This is a genomic window from Amycolatopsis japonica (assembly GCF_000732925.1).
GTDB classification, from domain to species: domain Bacteria; phylum Actinomycetota; class Actinomycetes; order Mycobacteriales; family Pseudonocardiaceae; genus Amycolatopsis; species Amycolatopsis japonica.
Window position 1 is genome coordinate 1,790,856 of record NZ_CP008953.1, and the last position, 15,971, is coordinate 1,806,826.

At 67.5% G+C, this 15,971-nt stretch carries 16 protein-coding genes; 2 read left to right on the forward strand and 14 right to left on the reverse strand.

The window, feature by feature from the left end; translation table 11 throughout:
* The first annotated feature begins 67 nt into the window (after positions 1–67).
* On the forward strand, positions 68–1,351 hold the full coding sequence (locus tag AJAP_RS08785; RefSeq protein WP_038509555.1) for a PucR family transcriptional regulator: 1,284 nt from the start codon (positions 68–70) through the stop codon (positions 1,349–1,351).
* Positions 1,352–1,423: 72 nt separating this feature from the next.
* Here AJAP_RS08785 and AJAP_RS08790 read toward each other — a convergent pair whose 3' ends face one another.
* The 3 genes from AJAP_RS08790 to AJAP_RS08800 form a co-directional block, all read right to left on the reverse strand.
* Entirely contained in the window at positions 1,424–2,797 is a 1,374-nt protein-coding gene (locus AJAP_RS08790) for a DUF6801 domain-containing protein (protein ID WP_038509557.1), read from the reverse strand.
* Between the two features lie 31 nt (positions 2,798–2,828).
* The gene (locus tag AJAP_RS08795; protein ID WP_038509558.1) at positions 2,829–3,449 is read right to left on the reverse strand and encodes a DUF6801 domain-containing protein; all 621 of its coding nucleotides are present in this window, start codon (positions 3,447–3,449) and stop codon (positions 2,829–2,831) included.
* Between the two features lie 70 nt (positions 3,450–3,519).
* Entirely contained in the window at positions 3,520–4,146 is a 627-nt protein-coding gene (locus tag AJAP_RS08800) for a DUF6801 domain-containing protein (RefSeq protein WP_016336411.1), read from the reverse strand.
* A 345-nt stretch (positions 4,147–4,491) separates the two neighbouring features.
* On the opposite strand from AJAP_RS08800, the gene AJAP_RS08805 reads away from it, so the two are divergent.
* Positions 4,492–5,406, forward strand: a complete 915-nt coding sequence (locus tag AJAP_RS08805; protein ID WP_038509561.1) for an RCC1 domain-containing protein — start codon at positions 4,492–4,494, stop codon at positions 5,404–5,406.
* 64 nt (positions 5,407–5,470) lie between these two features.
* Here AJAP_RS08805 and AJAP_RS08810 read toward each other — a convergent pair whose 3' ends face one another.
* From AJAP_RS08810 to AJAP_RS08860, 11 genes are read right to left on the reverse strand one after another with little or no spacing between them, the layout of a single operon-like run.
* On the reverse strand, positions 5,471–6,130 hold the full coding sequence (locus AJAP_RS08810) for a hypothetical protein (RefSeq protein WP_038509563.1): 660 nt from the start codon (positions 6,128–6,130) through the stop codon (positions 5,471–5,473).
* 37 nt (positions 6,131–6,167) lie between these two features.
* Positions 6,168–6,776 (reverse strand): hypothetical protein, encoded by a 609-nt coding sequence (locus AJAP_RS08815; RefSeq protein WP_038509565.1) that lies wholly within the window; start codon positions 6,774–6,776, stop codon positions 6,168–6,170.
* Positions 6,773–7,276 carry a hypothetical protein gene (locus AJAP_RS08820; protein ID WP_038509568.1) on the reverse strand — a complete coding sequence of 168 codons (504 nt, stop codon included), beginning with the start codon at positions 7,274–7,276 and terminating at the stop codon, positions 6,773–6,775. The genes AJAP_RS08815 and AJAP_RS08820 overlap by 4 nt, the downstream gene beginning before the upstream one ends.
* Positions 7,261–8,454 carry an MCE family protein gene (locus AJAP_RS08825; RefSeq protein WP_038509570.1) on the reverse strand — a complete coding sequence of 398 codons (1,194 nt, stop codon included), beginning with the start codon at positions 8,452–8,454 and terminating at the stop codon, positions 7,261–7,263. The genes AJAP_RS08820 and AJAP_RS08825 overlap by 16 nt, the downstream gene beginning before the upstream one ends.
* Positions 8,454–9,509 carry an MCE family protein gene (locus AJAP_RS08830; protein WP_038509572.1) on the reverse strand — a complete coding sequence of 352 codons (1,056 nt, stop codon included), beginning with the start codon at positions 9,507–9,509 and terminating at the stop codon, positions 8,454–8,456. The genes AJAP_RS08825 and AJAP_RS08830 overlap by 1 nt, the downstream gene beginning before the upstream one ends.
* Complete coding sequence (locus AJAP_RS08835) at positions 9,509–10,501, reverse strand: MCE family protein (protein ID WP_037342113.1); 993 nt, start codon at positions 10,499–10,501, stop codon at positions 9,509–9,511. The genes AJAP_RS08830 and AJAP_RS08835 overlap by 1 nt, the downstream gene beginning before the upstream one ends.
* Complete coding sequence (locus tag AJAP_RS08840) at positions 10,498–11,487, reverse strand: MCE family protein (RefSeq protein ID WP_037342601.1); 990 nt, start codon at positions 11,485–11,487, stop codon at positions 10,498–10,500. Before AJAP_RS08840 ends, AJAP_RS08835 begins: the two co-directional genes overlap by 4 nt.
* Positions 11,484–12,491: an MCE family protein gene (locus AJAP_RS08845; protein WP_037342114.1), complete on the reverse strand. Its 1,008-nt coding sequence runs from the start codon at positions 12,489–12,491 to the stop codon at positions 11,484–11,486. Before AJAP_RS08845 ends, AJAP_RS08840 begins: the two co-directional genes overlap by 4 nt.
* The gene (locus AJAP_RS08850; protein ID WP_038509574.1) at positions 12,488–13,753 is read right to left on the reverse strand and encodes an MCE family protein; all 1,266 of its coding nucleotides are present in this window, start codon (positions 13,751–13,753) and stop codon (positions 12,488–12,490) included. The genes AJAP_RS08845 and AJAP_RS08850 overlap by 4 nt, the downstream gene beginning before the upstream one ends.
* Positions 13,750–14,601 carry an MlaE family ABC transporter permease gene (locus tag AJAP_RS08855; RefSeq protein ID WP_038509575.1) on the reverse strand — a complete coding sequence of 284 codons (852 nt, stop codon included), beginning with the start codon at positions 14,599–14,601 and terminating at the stop codon, positions 13,750–13,752. The genes AJAP_RS08850 and AJAP_RS08855 overlap by 4 nt, the downstream gene beginning before the upstream one ends.
* Complete coding sequence (locus AJAP_RS08860; RefSeq protein WP_016336400.1) at positions 14,601–15,395, reverse strand: MlaE family ABC transporter permease; 795 nt, start codon at positions 15,393–15,395, stop codon at positions 14,601–14,603. Before AJAP_RS08860 ends, AJAP_RS08855 begins: the two co-directional genes overlap by 1 nt.
* Between the last annotated feature and the right edge of the window lie 576 nt (positions 15,396–15,971).

A 15,971-nucleotide genomic window follows, 5' to 3' on the forward strand; every position in this document is an offset into this window, starting at 1 on the left:
ATGTGTTCGTTGTCACCTCACGACGATCGTGGGATGTCAGGACGCTGGGCGGAGCAAAGGAGCTGCGATGTCGGTGGAGCGCGGAATCGAACACGCTGCGCAGCCTCCCGCGGCACTTCCCCGCAAACTCGCCGACATTTTGCGACCGGAGCTCGGCAGTCTCGCCAACGAGATCGTCGACGAGATCCGGGCGACCATCCCCGCGTACGCGCGCCCGCTCGACGGGCCCTACGGCAAATCGATCCGCGCGGGCGTCGAGTACGCGATCACGCTCTTCGTCGCCCAGATCGCGGATCCCACCGTCTCCAAGGAACAGTCGCACGAGGTCCACCACCGGCTCGGGCAGAACGAGATGCGGGAAGGCCGCAGCCTCGACACCCTCCAGTCGGCTTATCGGGTCGGGGCCCGGGTCTCGTGGCGGCGCATCATGCGCGTCGGGCGCCGCAGCGGGCTGTCGTCCGCGGTGATGTCGCAACTGGCCGACGCGATGCTCGCGTTCATGGACGAACTCGCGTCCGTCGCGCTGGACGGGTACCTCGAAGCGAAGGCGCGCACCGCCGGCGCGCTGGACACGTGGCGCCGCAAACTGCTGCACCTGGTGCTGGAGACGCCGCCCGCGCCGTCGAAGGCGATCGCGGAACTCGCGCAGCTGACCGGCTGGACGGTGCCCGAACGCGCCACCCCGGTGGTGCTGCACCCGATCGGCGAGACCGTCAGACCCCGGCGGCACAACGCGGTGGATTCGGACGTCCTCGCCGAACTCGACTGCGCTGAGCCGCGCCTTCTCGTCCCGGGCGAGATCTCGATCGCCCGCCTGGCCACCCTGCAGGCCGCGCTGCCGGAGTACCGGCTGTCGATCGGCCCGTGCCGTCCGCTGCATTCCGTCGCCGATTCCCTTCGCTGGGCGCGCGAGGCCCTGCTCCTTTCCGAACGCGGCATCATCCAGGCCCGCCGCGTGATCCGCGCCGAAGACCACCTCGCCACCCTGCTCGTGAACGCCGACGCCGCGCTGACCTGCCAGCTGCGTGACCGGCTGTTCGCCCCACTGGCCGAGATGACCGGGAAACAGCGGGAACGGCTGCTCGAAACCCTCCGCGCTTGGCTCGACAGCCAGGGCAACGTCGTCGATATCGCCGAGCGGCTCCAGGTGCATCCGCAGACCGTCCGGTACCGCATGCGGCAGCTGCAGGCGACCTTCGGCGAGCACTTGCGCGACCCGGGGGCGCGGTTCGAGATGGAACTCGCGCTGCGGGCCGGGGTCGGCCTTTCCGCTTCGCCCGAAGGCTTCACGCTTCCGGAGGTGCTGCCGTCGCCGCGCAAGAGTCCACAGTGGACGCCGAGCGGGTCGTAGGGGCACGCCTGGATGTCATGAAAGGGTCGTTCAGGACGAAAAACGTCCTGAACGACCCTTTCATGACACGCGTCAGCGGCCCGCCGGCGGCTCGACGTTCGGGCACTTGCGCTCGGGTTCCCAAGGCAGCCCGACCTGGTTGACCCCGACGCAGGCCTGGTTCCCTGGCCCCGAAGCCATCCCGGTCAGCAGCGAGTCGAGATCCTCCTTCGCGCCACAGCCCGAGAACGGGGGCAGCGTGAAGTCTCGATAGGCGGGATCCGTCCACTTCGGATCGGTGCGCACCACGCCGCCGGTGAACATCCCGTACTTCTCCCCGCGGAGATTGATCTTGATCGGCTCCGCGGTGAGGCAGTGGTCGCCGACGTCGAGGGCGACCCCGTTGATGGTGACCCCGCTCAGTTTCCCGTAGACCTTGAGCGGGGTGAGGACGGTCGAACTGCCCTCCGGCTCCGGGATCGAAACCCCGTCGACGTCGATGATGTGATTGCCGGTCGCGTAGTCCTCCGGCAGCAGTTCCATGGTCGCGGTGATCGGGACGAACCCGAAACCGAGGAAGCTCATCTTGCTCGGCGGCATGATGACGGAGCCGGTGATCTTGCCGGGCCCTTCGGTGTTCTCGAGGTCGACATGCCACACCGCGTTGACCATGAACGCGGGCTTCAGCCGGGCGAAGGCGCCGAGCTTCGTGATCGACGACGTGCCCTGAAGCTCGAACGGCTGCAACGCGATCGGGTAGAGGGCGTCGGCGTGGACCTCGTCCGCGGCCCGCGCGTCGGTACCGGGTTTCTTCTGCTCGCCGGGTTTGCCGGACTGCGGCTTGGGTTTTCCGAGCGGCAGGAGCGCGACACTGCCGAGCAGCGTGTTCTGGTCCGGCGTCTGGGTGCAGGTGATCGGTTTGAGCGGCGTCTCCGCGGCGGTCAGCGCGAGCGACGGCGCGCCCGTGCTCAGCCGCAGTTCGGACGGCACCTTGAGCAGGATGTCGGGGACGGTACCCGTCGCGACCAGCTTCAGTTCGCCGGTGGTGGGCACCTTCGTCGTCGGGATCGTCACGGACACCGGGATCGGGGTCTTCTTGTCCCCGTTCGCGGCCGTGAGTTCGACGGTCGCGCCACCCGTGACCTCGGCGACGGTTCCGAGTGACCCTTCGCCGATGGTGAAGGTCAGCGAGAAGTCCTTGACCTGAACGGGTTTCCCGGTCGGGACGACTTTCGGCAGCGTCGCCTGGACGTCCATGGTGACCGGCCGTTCCCCGGCGGGATCCGGGAAGACGCAGGTGTTCGCGAGGCGCTGGTGTGCGGACGTGGTGCCCTGCAACGGGGCCGGCGGCGGCGTGGCCGGATCGGTCGCGGCCGAAGAGGACAGTGCCCCGCTCACACCCACGAGCAGGATGACGCCCGCCAGAACGGGAAACCTCCCGAGTGCCCGGCGAACCTGTTGCGTCATGGGTGTTCCTCTCGTGCCTTGCGCTGATGTGTCACGTGATCGGGATCGCCGGGCTGAAGGTGCGGTTCTGCGCCGGGTTGGTGTTCTTCACCGTGCAGTTGAAGATCCAGGGACTCCACGTCCCGTCCTTCTGGTGAAGGGCGCCTTCGATACGGAACGTGGTCCCGAGCCCGATGGCCGCTTGGCCGGGTGTGCCCGCCGCGAAGGTGGGGACGACGGTGCTCGTGTCCTGTTCGAAAAGGACGGAGCGCGGCCCCGGGACGTACGGCGCGATCTGTTCGGGAATCCTCAGCCGCGTCATCTCCGCCGAGGCCGGCGCGGTGTTCGTCCCGGTCAGCGAGGTGGTGATCGTGCCGCGGATACCGTCCCGGTTGCTGGCGTTGAACGTCACGGCGTTGAGCATGGCGTTGAACACGAGGCTCCCGGCGATTCCGCCCGGCGAGATGGCGCCACCGGCGGGCACCGAATCGGGGCCGGTGAAGGTCATCCTGACGTCGAGCGGCTGCTGGCCGATCGACGGGAAGCCGCACATGTACGTGACCGTCCCCGTGGCGAAGGATGTTTCGGCCGTGGCCGGTGCGGCCGTGAGCAGCGAGACCGCGCCGATCACGACGGCCGAGACCGCGCCCGCCCGGCGAACCTGCCGTCCCATGGGGTTTCCCTTCGCATCGTGTGGTGGAGACCGTGCGGGGCGGGCGTCCCCGCCCCGCACGGGTGGTTCGTCAGGTGATCGGGATCGCCGGGCTGAACGCGCGGTTCTGCGCCGGGTTGGTGTTCTTCACCGTGCAGTTGAAGTTCCACGCCGTCCAGGTGCCGTCCTTCTTGTGGAAGTCCAGCGGAGCGTTGATCGTGGTCCCGAGGGAGATCACGCCCGAACCGGGAGCGCCCGCGGTCAGCGTCGGAACACTGGTGCCGGCGTCCTGGACGATGTTGAACGACCGGGGGCCGGGCACGTACGGGTTGATCTGGGTCGGAACGTCCAGGTTGGTCACCGTCGCCGACGTCGGGGTGGCGTTGGTGGCGGTGATCGGCATGTTGGCCTTGCCGCGGACACCGTCGTAGTTGGCGGCGTTGAGCAGCGCGTTGATGGTCGCGTTGATCGTCGCGGTGCCGCCGACACTCGACGGAGTGGCGGTGCCGCCGGAGGCGACCGAGTCCGGCCCGACGAAGTTCGCCTTCACGTCCAGCTGCTGCTGGCCGATGCCGGGGAAGTTGCACATGTAGGCGACGGTGCCGGTGGCGTAGGTGGTCGCGGCGGCGGCCGTGCCGGCGGTGAGCACGGCGACGGCGCCGAGCACGATGCCGGTGGTGGCGACGCCTGCCGACAGCTTGCCAAGTCTACGGGACATACCTGTCATCTCCTTTGATCCAGTTTACGTCTCGGGCGGCTTTCCCCATGCGCCTTTCGGCGGATTTTTCTGATCAAATATGCTCGACTCGAGCGGCTTTCTCGGTGGTGGGGTAAACCGAGGTTACCCGCGAGTTATGTACGTAACAAGGATTCATGTCGACATGTTTCGAAGTGGGTGAGACGCCCGTTCTTTCTTGTCAGTGGGCGCTGAATGCGATTATGAAGTTTGTCCGTGGATGACAAAGAGACGGCCGATCGGTGCAGCCGGGTTAACATTCGGCGCATGTCTTCCGAGAATCGACGATCGGCATCACGACGGGTAGCGGGCGTCGCGATTACCGTAATGATCGCAACGGTTTCCCTTTGCGGTACGGCGAGCGCCGCGCAGACCGGCGAAGCGCGGCCATGGGGGAGCAACGACTACGGGCAGGGGACCATACCGGCCGCCGCGCTCGGCGCCAGCGCGGTCTCCGCGGGCGCGATCACCCATCTCGCGCTCAAGGACGGCGGGGTGATCGCCTGGGGGAACGACAGTTACGGCCAGTTGTCGGTTCCGGCGGCGGCCACGTCCGGCGTCTCGGCGATCGCCGCCGGCTGGGCGCACGAACTCGCGCTGAAGAACGGCGGCGTGATCGCCTGGGGCAACGGTTTCTACGGCCAGAACGTCGTGCCGTCGTCCGCGACTTCGGGGGTCACCGCGATCTCCACCAGTGCGTACTTCAACCTGGCGCTCAAAACGAACGGCAGCGTGGTGAGCTGGGGCTCGCGGACCACGGTTCCCGCGTCCGTGTCCTCCGGGGTCACCGCGATCTCGGCGGGCGGCGACCACGGGCTCGCGCTGAAGAACGGCGGCGTGATCGGATGGGGCAGCAACGGAAAGGGCCAGATCACGGTGCCCGCGGCGGCCACCTCCGGGGTTTCGGCGATCTCGGCCGGTTTCCGGCACAGCATCGCGCTGAAGAACGGTGGCGTCATCGCCTGGGGTGACAACTTCTACGGCCAGGCCACGGTTCCGCCGGAAGCGCAGTCCGGCGTGGTCGCCATCGACGCGGGCTTCAACCACAACGTCGCGCTGAAGGCCGACGGGAGTGTCTTCGCCTGGGGCAGCAACGTGAAGGCGGAGAGCCGGGACACCAGCTCGGAGCCGCCGATGGACATGTGGAAGTTCTCCGGCGTGTGCGCTCCGGTCTACGCCGTTTCCGCCGGTGACAGCACCGGCGTCGCGCTGGTCGACCCCACGGCGCCGTACTTCTGCTGACGTTCCGTGAAGGCCTCCTTGAGAGACCCAGGGTCCCTCAAGGAGGCCTTCACGGACTTGAGCGTCAGGACAGGTTGGACTTCATGCTCAGGTTGATCGTGTTGTCGGGACCGGAGATCAACGCCCCCAGCGCGAGGTCGTTGATGAAGCAGTCCTTGAACTCGGGGATGGTGAACGTCCCCGAAGACGGGATCGTCTCGGCGAACAGGTCGACGTTCTTCGAGATCAGGGTCAGGTCGAGCGGTTTGACCGTCTTGCAGGCGTTCGGCACCGTCGGCAGCGGGATGACCGGCCAGAACAGGCCGACCACGATGTTGTCGATCAGCATGTTCGCCTGCGAGTGGGTGGTCAGGTCGCCGTTGGCGAGCGTGCCGGTGACCGGGCCGGTCGGCTCGATCCGCACGCGGGCCTTGATCTTGAAGACCCCCGAGACCAGCGAGATGTTCGCCGTCGACGGCGGCAGGGCCAGATCGCCGCGGATGCCGACGTTGTCACCGTCGATGACCAGCGCGCCGTTGAGCTGACCGGGGCCGAGGTCGAGGGTGCCGCCGGTCTTCTTGACCGTGGTCTTCCCGGTGACGGTGTAGGAGACCGGGATCTCCACCGGGTCGTCCGCCAGGGCGGGGGTCGCGGCGAGACCGCCCGCCATGGCGAGCGCGGACGTGAGCGCGACGACCGTGCCGAGACGGCGGCGGGCTGTTTTAGAGCGCGTTCGACCGAACATGATTCTCCTCGTTTTCTCTCCTGGTTTACAAAGCGGATCACCTGGGGATGAGGTCGGTGATGACCCAGTTTTCGCCTTCGCGTTCCGCGGTGATCGAAAGCTGCGCCGCGGCCGCCGTCGAAGAATTGTTGTCGGCCCGGACGGCCGCTTGATCGAGGAATACCAGCAGCCTCGCTTTACCGCCGCCGAGTTCCTGGACGGCGGATGAGGAGACCCGGGTGGTGAGGACCAGTTTCTGTGCCGGAGCCTTTTCCCTGACTTGGGTGAACAGCCGGTTGTAGGACTCCAGTGCCTTTCCTCTGAGCACCGCGGCGGCCGCCTTTTCGGTGACGTCGGTCCGGTCGTAGGAATAGGAGAAGATCTTGTCGAGCGCCACCGTTACCGCGGAGTTCACCTCGGCCGTCGCCCCGACGTCGGTGAGCGCGGTGTTGGCCGCCGACGGCGTCGCCGAGACCGACTTCGCCTCCAGCGTGAACCACACCCCGGCCGCCAGCAGCACGGCCGCCGCGACCAGCAGGATCAGTGGCAGGTCCGGCCGGCGGGACGGCTTCCCGGCGGCCTCTTCGGTGGTCTCTTCGGCCGTGGTCTCGGGCTCGGTCTCCGCAGTGACATCGGCGTCGGGATCGGTGTCGGCCGTGGCGGTCATCGCGCACCCACCGGCAGCTGGTCGAGCGCGCTGAGCTTCCAGCCCTCGTCCGTCCTGGTCAGCCCGGCGGCGAAACGGTTGCGTTTCGTCGTCGGTGCCGCGCCTTCCTTCGCCATCGTGATCTCCACCGAAGCCAGCATCTTGGCCGTTCCCGCGTGGTCGTCGAGTTCGCTGATCGCCGCGTCGAGCACCTTGCCCGTCGAGACCGTCGCGTCCTTGGTGAGCGCCTGCCTCGTCGCGTCGTCGGTCTTGCCCAGCTGATCGCGCAGCGGACCGGTCGACGCGGCGAGCCAGTCGGCGATGCCCTGGTCGACCCGGTGATGATCGAGGCTCGTCAGCCGGGCGACGAGTTCGCGTCCGGATTTCAGCGCTTCGTCACGGGAGTTCCCGTAGGACACGGCTTCGGAAGCCGACGCGGTGAACCAGGTGTACCCGGCCCATCCCGCGAACGCGCAGGCCGCGGCGAACACCGCGATCGCGATCTTCAGTTTCGCAGCCACAACATCTCCTCGAGGCTGGTGGACGTCGGCTGGCCGTCGGCGCCGAAGCCGCCGGGGATCGCGGCGGGCGGCACCCCGCCCTTCGGCGCGTTCTGCGAGCCGCGGACCGAACTCGCGTTGCCCCTTTCGAGCGTGCACGCGGCACCCGTGTTGAACGGCAGTGCCGAGAGCTCCGCGCTGGTGCGGACCTTCGTGCCCTCGTAGCCCTTGGTGCACGGCATCGGGTCGAAGAAGGTCAGGACCAGCCCGATCTTCCCGGACTGCTCGTCGACGGCCGCGTCCACCGCGGACACCGCCTTCGGGGTGTTGATCAGCAGCTGCCGGAGGCCGTCGGTGCGCGCCGAGAACACGTGCGACGTGGTGAGCAGGTTCGCCAGCAGGATCGGCAGCCCCGGCTCGTTGTCGCGCAACAGCCCGGAAAGCTGCGTCGCCGCGTCGGGCGCCGTCGCGATCAGCCGCCGCAGATCACCGTCCGAACGGGACAGTTGCTCGGCGAACTGCTTGGCGTTGCTGCTGAACTGCCGCCAGGCTTGCGACGAGTCGACCTGGGTCTTCAGCACGGTCGAGCCGTCGGTGATCAGCTTCTCCGTCTGCGGAAGATGATCCGACGCCTGTTTGGTGAAGTCGGTGGTGGAGTCCAGCAGCACCTGCAGGTTCGCGCCGGAGCCACGCAGGGCGTTGTCGAGTTCGTCGACCACGGTCCGCAGATCCTCGGTCGGCACGGACGCGGTCAGCGAGTCCAGATCGGTCAGCAGGTTCTGCACCGGCAGCGGAACGGTCGTCGCCTCGCGCGGGATGACCGAACCCTCGGCCAGGAACGGCCCGTCGCCGGTCCGGGGTTGCAGGTCGACGAACTGCTCGCCGACCGCGGACCGGTTCGCCACGACCGCCCGTGAGTTCGCGGGGATCGGCGGCGCGTCGTCGTCGATCAGCAGATCCGCCTCCATCCCGCCGTCGGTGAGCCGCAGTTCGCCGACGCGGCCGACGGCGACGCCCCGGTAGGTCACCTCGCCGTTGGTGAACAGGCCCCCGCCGTCGGTCAGCGCGAGTTTCACGGTGTACCCGCCCGCCCCGAAGAGCCTGCCGAGCCCCGCGTAGCTCGCCCCGACGAACGCCGTCGTCGCCAGGGCGAGGATGACGAACGCGATCACCTGGATCCGGACACGGGTGGTGAGCATCAGCTACCTCCGGAGGACGGCAGCGGCAGGGTCGGAAGTCCCGGCGGGACCCCTTCGCCTGGGGGAGGGAGTTCGACGCCCGGTGCGGGGATCATCGTGGCGTAGACGTTCAGGTAGTCGCCCTTGATCCCGTCGCGGACGGCGTCGGTGAACGGGAACGTCGGCAGGATCTCCAGCGACTTGGGCAGGCTCTCGCCGGCGTCGGCCAGCCGTTTCAGGATCGGCGCGAGCGCGGTGAGGTCCGCGACGAGATCGGCACGGCTCTTCTTGATCACGTCGACGCCGACCCCCGAGAGCCGGTCCAGCGACTGCAGCATCGAGACGAGCTGGGTGCGCTGATCGGAGAGGCTCTGAAGGCCGGGCGTGAGATCGGTGAGCGCGCCTTCGACCTGCTTCTTCCGGTTCGCCAGCGTGGCCGAGAGCTGGTTCAGCCCATCGAGCGCCGAGGTGATCTCGGAGCGGTGGGAGTCCAGGTTGGACACCAGCTTCTCCACAGTGGACAGGAAGGACCGGATCTCCTCCTCGTTGCCGTCCATCACCTTCGACAGCTCGCGGTTGATGGTCTGCAACTGCCCGATCCCGCCGCCGTTGAGCAGCAGGGACAGCGCACCGAAGATCTCCTCGAACTCCGGGTTGCGGTTCGTGCTCGCGACGGGGATCACGCCGCCGTCGCCCAGCCTGCCCTCGGCCTTCGCCGCGCTCGGGGCGAGCTCGATGAACTTCTCGCCGAGCAGGCTGGACTGCCGCAGCCGCGCGATGGCGTTGGCGGGCAGGTGGACGTCGCCGTTGACCGCCAGGACGGTCTCGGCCGTCCAGCCGTCCTCGCCGAGCCTGATCGTCTCGACCCGGCCGACCGGGACGTCGCCGACCTTCACCGCGGCCTGCGGGACGAGGTCGAGCACGTCGGCGAACTGCACGGTCACCCGGTACGGATGGTCGCCGATGTCCGCGCCGCCGGGCAGCGGCAGGTCGTAGACCCCCTTGAAATCCGACGAGCAGGCCGTGAGTGCGACGCAGCACGCGGCGAGCGCGGCGATCGCCCGTTTCGTGGCCATCAACGCCCCCCGGTGTAGGTGTCGCCGGCGACGGGCAGCGGGAGCGGGGCGTATTCGAGCATGTTGCCGCGGCTCTGCAGTTTGCCGGTCTTCGGGTCGACGGCTTCGAGCACGTTCGTCACCGCCAGCGGGATCGTGTCGAGGGTCTCGGCCAGCGCGGCGCGTTTGTCGACCAGCGTCCCGGTCGTGACCGCGAGCTTGTCCACATTGGACTTGATCAGCGCGCGGTTCTCCTTGATGAACTGCTGGATCTCCGCGAGCGCACTACCGAGGCCGTTGAGCGCTCGGGCGAGCTCGTCCTTGTTCGCGGCCAGTGTCCCGGTCACCGAGGCGAGCTGCTTGTTGACCTCGCTGACGTTGCGGTCGTTGGTCGCCAGCATCGAGGTGAACCGCTGCAGCTCGTCGACGGTGGCGAACAGGTTCTGCGAGTTCCCGGACAGGGTCCTGGCGAGGTCGGCGAAGTTGCGCACCGACTCGTTGAACGGTTTGCCGTTGCCCTGCAGGTTCTTCGCGCCGGTGCGCAGCAGATCCGAAAGCGCGCCGTCGGCGTTCGCCCCCTTGGGGCCGAGCGCCTTGGCGAGCGTGTCGAGGCTGGAGTAGAGCTGGTCGAGTTCCACCGGGGTGCCGGTGCGCTCGACCGGGATCACCGCGCCGTCGTCCAGCCGGTTTCCCGCGCGGGTGAGCTTGGTGAACTGGACGTACCGGTCCGCCACCACGCTCGGCGCCACGACCAGGACGTTCGTGTCGGCGGCGATCGGTGTCGAGCCGTCGACGGTCAGCACGACCTTGACCCGCTCTCCTTCCGGGGCGACCGATTCCACCTGGCCGACCCGGACGCCGAGCACACGCACGTCCGATCCACTGTAGACACCGACCGCGCGCGAGAAGTACACGGTGACGCGGTCGAGCCCGCTGCCGGAGAAGATCCACCAGAGACCGCCGACGACGGCCAGCGCGAGCACGAGCGCGAGGGTGACGAATCTGCTGATCACCGGCGGCCTCCCGGGATCTTCGGGGTGCAGGGGTCCCGGTTCTCCGGGACGAGGCCGCACAGGTAGCCGTCCACCCAGCGCCCGTTGCCGAGCGAGTTGTTCACCACGCGGAAGTACGGCGCGGCGAGGTCGAGGCTCTTGGCGAGATTGTCGTTCTGCCGCTGCAGGATGTCGGTCACCTCTCCGAGCTGTCTGAGCGCTCCGCCGAGCTGGTCCTTGTTGTCCTTCACCAGTCCCGAAAGCTGGGCGGCGAGCTGCTGCGAGCCGGTCAGCAGGTCGTGGATCGCCTGCCGTCGGCGGTCCAGTTCGGTCAGCAGGAGATTGCCGTTCGAGAGGAGCTTGGCGAAGTCGTCGTTCGAATTCGCGAGCGTGGTGGTGAGGCCGTGCGCGTTGGACAGCAGGCTGGCGAGCTCGCTGTCCCTGGAGGACACGGTCTTCGACAGCGACGTCAGCCCTTCGAGCGCCTTCTTGATGTGCTCGGGCGAGTTCTTGAACGTGTCGGACAGCGTCGTGAAGCTCTCCGCGAGCTGATCGGTGTCGATCGCGCCCGCGGTGTCGGCCAGCCCGTTGAAGGCCTCGGTGACGTCGTAGGGCGTCACGGTCCTGGTGCGCGGGATGATCTGCTTCGGGTTCTGCACCGTTTCGCCGGTCGGGCGCAGCGCGAGGAACTTCCGGCCCAGCAAGGTCTTGATCTTGATCTCGGCGGCGGTCTTGTCGCCGACCCAGGCGTCCTTGACCCGGAAGCTGACCACCACGTGGTCTTCGGCGAGCCGGACGTCGCTCACCTCGCCGACCTTGATCCCGGCGATGCGGACCTCGTCGTCCTGCTGCAGGCCCGCCGCTTCGGAGAATTCGGCCTGGTAGGTGGTCCCGGAACCGATGATCGGGAGGTTCTCGTAGTTGAGCGTCGCGGTCAGCACCGCGGCCGCCACGGCACTGCCGACGAGACCGACGACGATCGGGTTCCGTTCCTTGAAGGGTTTCACGACGTGCACCTCTCCGCCGTCGCCGGGATCCCGCGGGGAGGCGTGACCTTGAGGACGGCCGAGCACAGGTAGAAGTTCATCCACGATCCGTAGGAGCTGATCCGTCCCAGTTCGTTCAGCTTCCCCGGGAGGACGGTGAGGAAGTTGTCGACCTCGGCCTTCGCCTCGTCGGTCGTCAGCTGACCGGAGAGCAGGCCCAGGCCTTCGATGCTGTCCTTGAGCGGTTTCCTGCCCTGTTCGAGCAGGCCGGCCGTGGCGGTGGTGAGTTCCGCGAGGCCGGAGACGGCTTCCCCGATCTCGGTGCGGTCACCGGCGAGCCCCGTAACCAACTCCTTGAGCGTGGAGACCAATGTGGACAGCGCGTCGCCCTTGCCGTTGATGCTCTTCAGCACCGTGTCCAGGTTCGTGATCACCTCGCCGATCACCTTGTCGCGGCCGGCGAGCGTGGTGGTCAGCGAACCGGTGTGCGCCAGCAGGCTTTCCACCGTGCCGCCTTCACCCTGCAGCACCTGGACGATCTCGCCGGAGAGCTGGTTGACGTCCTTGGGCGAGAGGGCCTGGAACAGCGGTTTGAACCCGTTGAACAGTTCCGTGAGATCCAGCGCGGGTGTCGTGCGCTCCAGCGGGATCTCCGCGCCGGGCTCCAGGAGTTCGCGCGTGCCCTTGCCGCGTTCGAGCGCGATGTAGCGCTGGCCGACCATGTTGCGGTACTTGATCACCGCGGTGACGTCGGCGGGCAGCCTGCGCTGGGAGTCGAGGGAGAACTCGACGCGGGCCAGGCTGTGGTCGGCGATCTCGAGCGCCTCGATCTGGCCGACCCGCACCCCGGAGATCCGGACGTCGTCGCCGACGTTCAGCGACGTCGCGTCGAGGAATTTGGCGCTGTAGTTCTTGGTGTCGCCGAGGCCGGTGTTCGTGATGGACACCGCCAGCAGCACTGTCGCCAGTGTCGTGACGACGACGAAGATCAGCCCCTTGATCAGGGGGCTCACGAAGTTCCTCATCGCAGGGTCACCTCCGTGCCGCGGTAGAGCGGGCCGACGAGCACGCTGCCCCAGGCGGGCACCTCGGCTGTCGGAACGCCCATGGACGGCGCGACGAGCGTCGAGATCAATTCCCGTTCCTGCGGCGAGTTCGGCAGCCCGAGGTCGCCCTGCACACCCGGCAGCGCGGCGGTCTTCTCACCGGTCGCCGCGATCCCCTGGCCCATCAGGCCGTTGGACGGATAACAGCGCGGCTCGCCGGTGGCGTCGTAGACCGGATCGTCCTTGCCCGGGACGTATTTGCCGCGAGGCTGGGTCACGACGATCTCCGCGTGCAGGCCGGGTTCGTCGGTTCCGGCGCCCAGCACCTTGTCCATCTGCGGTTTCAGTTTGGCGAGCGCGTCGAGCGTGCAGGCGAAACTGGGCGAGTACTTCGCGGCGACCTCCAGCGGAGCGCGGCTGTCGGCGGCGAGCGCGATGATGTTGGCGCGGTTGTTGGCGAGGAACGTCGTGACCTGCTGGGACGACGACGTCACCTGCTGGTACACCGACGCCAGCTCGGCCCGTTTCTCCTTGACCGTGTCGAGCGTGACGGCCGAGGCGCTCAGCGCGTCGAGCAGGTCCGGTGCGATGTCGCCGTACAGCTTCGAAACCGTGGCGAGGTCGCGAATGTTGTCGTTCAGCGCCGGGAGGTTCGGGTTGAATTCCTTGAGATACGCGGCCGCGGTGGCGAGCGTGTCGCCGATCTGGTCTCCGCGGCCTTCGAGCGCGGTGGCGACCGTGGTCAGCGTCGTCGCGAGCTTCTGCGGCTGCACGGCCTTGAGCAGCGGCAACAGATTGTCGAAGACGCGCTCCAGTTCGATCGCGTTGGCCGACCGGTCCTGGGTGATCACGTCGCCCGGGCTCAAGGATCCGGCCTTCGGTCCGTCCGGAATGGACAGTTGCACATAGCGCTCGCCGAACAGCGTCTTCGGCACGAGCAACGCGGACACGTTCTTCGGCAGCTGGGAGACCTTCCCCGGCTCCATGGCCAGGTCGATCTCCGCGCCGCCCGGCGTGGCGCGGACGTCGCGGATCTCACCGACCACCACGCCGCGCGCCTTGACCTGCCCGCCGGTGCGCAACTGGTTGCCGACGCGGTCCGCCTGCAACGTCACCGGTACGGAGTCGACGAAATCCTTCCGGTAGATCTTGATCGACAGCAGTACGAGGGCGGACATCACCACGAGGAACAGCACCCCGGCCGTCCTGACCCCGGCTTTGCGCAGCCCGCGCCGGCTCATCCGGCCACCTGCACCGTCGTGGTCGCGCCCCAGATCGCGAGGCTGAGGAAGAAGTCGAGCACGCTGACCGCCACGATCGCGGTCCGCACGCCACGGCCGACCGCGACCCCGACGCCCGCCGGGCCGCCGCTCGCGCGGAAGCCGTAGTAGCAGTGGGCGAGCACGATCACGACGCTGAACACCAGCACCTTGCCGAACGACCAGAGCACGTCGCCCGGCGGCAGGAACAGCAGGAAGTAGTGGTCGTAGGTGCCCGCGGACTGGCCGTAGAACCAGACGGTGATCTGGCGCGACGCCAGATACGAGGTCAGCAGGCCGATCGCGTACAGCGGGATGACCGCGAGGAAACCCGCGATGATCCGGGTGGTCACCAGGTACGGGACGCTGGGGATGCCCATTACTTCGAGCGCGTCGATCTCCTCGGAGATGCGCATCGCGCCCAGCTGCGCGGTGAACCCGCAGCCGACGGTCGCCGACAAGGCCAGCCCGGCCACGAGCGGCGCGATCTCGCGGGTGTTGAAGTACGCGGAGACGAACCCGGCGAACGCCGACGTCCCGACCTGGTTGAGCGCCGAATACCCCTGAAGCCCGACGACCGTGCCGGTGAACACGGTCATCCCGATCATCACGCCGATCGTGCCGCCGATGACCGCGAGCGCGCCGCTGCCGAAACTGACCTCGGCCAGCAGTCGGGTGATCTCCCGGAGATAGCGGCGCACCGCGCGCGGCACCCAGGCGAGTGCCTTGAGGAAGAAGAGGATCTGGTCGCCGAGCGTGTCCAGGAACCCGAACCGTCGATCGACGGCTTCGCGAACCCGCGTCGCACGGGTGGGTGTGGTCGTGACCATCAGCTGCCCTTCGCCGGGACGAGCTGCAGGTAAAGCGTCGTCAGCACGAGGTTCAACAGGAACAGGAGGAGGAACGTGATGACCACGGATTGGTTCACCGCGTCACCGACGCCTTTCGGGCCGCCTTTCGGATTGAGCCCGCGATAAGAGGCGACGATCGCCGCGACGAAACCGAAGATGACCGCTTTGATCTCGCTGATCCAGAGGTCCGGAAGCTGCGCGAGAGCGGAGAAACTGGCCAGATACGCACCCGGTGTCCCGTTCTGCATGATGACGTTGAAGAAATAACCGCCGAGGACGCCGACCACGCTGACCATTCCGTTGAGGAATGCGGCGACCCCCATCGCGGCGAGCACGCGCGGCACGATCAGGCGCTGGATGGGGGAGACCCCGAGCACCTCCATCGCGTCGATCTCCTCGCGGATCGTGCGGGACCCGAGGTCCGCGCACATCGCCGAACCGCCCGCGCCCGCGATCAGCAACGCGGTCACGATCGGGCTGGCCTGCTGGATGATCGCCAGCACACTGGCCGCGCCGGTGAAGGATTGCGCGCCGATCTGCGCGGTCAGCGAACCGATGTGCAGTGCGATCACCGCGCCGAACGGGATCGCGACCAGCGCCGTCGGCAGGATCGACACACTCGCGATGAACCAGAACTGCTGGATCAGTTCGCGTGCCTGGAAGGGCCGCCGGAAGGTCAGGCGGACGACGTCGAGGCCGAGCGAATAGAGCCTTCCGGTCTCCCGGATCGCACCCGCGCCGGGGAATGAGGGTGCGCCAGTCCGGACGCCCACGCCGACCCTCCCGTTTTCCGGGCACGGCGAATACACCCCAGCTTGCGCAATTCCTTTGCTCCGAATGGCGGAACGGAATCGTTGAATAGGATCAACGGGGTGTTACCGTGCTGTTTGCTACTGGTCGGTACGCTAATCACGCGCCTGCCTGGTGACAAGAACTTCGGTGTGATCAAGACGTCACGTCCTGGTAACCGGTGAATTCTTGTCTTTTTCTGACAAAGGCGGGCGGGGATCTTGTCGGTTCTTTCGTGTTCGGTGGGGCGTTGGTCCGTTCGGGGCGCGGGGTGGGTGAGTGCGCTTGTCCGTGAAGGCCTCCTTGAGGGACCCCGTTGGTAAGGGAGGGGGCAGTGAAGCTGATGCCGGCTGTCGTCTTGGGCGAGTGGGGAAGATTCCGGCCGTCCAACGTCCGGGATCTTCCCCGTTCGGTCGTCCGCCCATCGCCATTCCTCGACGACAACCGGACTCTCGCTCCCACGCAGGTCGGACGTAAGTACACAAACGTTGGTTCGCCTTGAGGGACTCTGGGTCCCTCAAGGAGGCCTTCACGGAACGGGGACCCGGCCCGCCGATATC

What these genes read in the sequence shown, in the direction of transcription:
- AJAP_RS08845 (WP_037342114.1), bottom strand. Translation starts at nt 12,491, where the DNA reads ATGAGGAACTTCGTGAGCCCCCTGATCAAGGGGCTGATCTTCGTCGTC.
- AJAP_RS08825 (WP_038509570.1), bottom strand. Translation starts at nt 8,454, where the DNA reads ATGCTCACCACCCGTGTCCGGATCCAGGTGATCGCGTTCGTCATCCTC.
- AJAP_RS08800 (WP_016336411.1), bottom strand. Translation starts at nt 4,146, where the DNA reads ATGTCCCGTAGACTTGGCAAGCTGTCGGCAGGCGTCGCCACCACCGGC.
- AJAP_RS08805 (WP_038509561.1), top strand. Translation starts at nt 4,492, where the DNA reads ATGATCGCAACGGTTTCCCTTTGCGGTACGGCGAGCGCCGCGCAGACC.
- AJAP_RS08815 (WP_038509565.1), bottom strand. Translation starts at nt 6,776, where the DNA reads ATGACCGCCACGGCCGACACCGATCCCGACGCCGATGTCACTGCGGAG.
- AJAP_RS08810 (WP_038509563.1), bottom strand. Translation starts at nt 6,130, where the DNA reads ATGTTCGGTCGAACGCGCTCTAAAACAGCCCGCCGCCGTCTCGGCACG.
- AJAP_RS08790 (WP_038509557.1), bottom strand. Translation starts at nt 2,797, where the DNA reads ATGACGCAACAGGTTCGCCGGGCACTCGGGAGGTTTCCCGTTCTGGCG.
- AJAP_RS08850 (WP_038509574.1), bottom strand. Translation starts at nt 13,753, where the DNA reads ATGAGCCGGCGCGGGCTGCGCAAAGCCGGGGTCAGGACGGCCGGGGTG.
- AJAP_RS08855 (WP_038509575.1), bottom strand. Translation starts at nt 14,601, where the DNA reads ATGGTCACGACCACACCCACCCGTGCGACGCGGGTTCGCGAAGCCGTC.
- AJAP_RS08795 (WP_038509558.1), bottom strand. Translation starts at nt 3,449, where the DNA reads ATGGGACGGCAGGTTCGCCGGGCGGGCGCGGTCTCGGCCGTCGTGATC.
- AJAP_RS08830 (WP_038509572.1), bottom strand. Translation starts at nt 9,509, where the DNA reads ATGGCCACGAAACGGGCGATCGCCGCGCTCGCCGCGTGCTGCGTCGCA.
- AJAP_RS08785 (WP_038509555.1), top strand. Translation starts at nt 68, where the DNA reads ATGTCGGTGGAGCGCGGAATCGAACACGCTGCGCAGCCTCCCGCGGCA.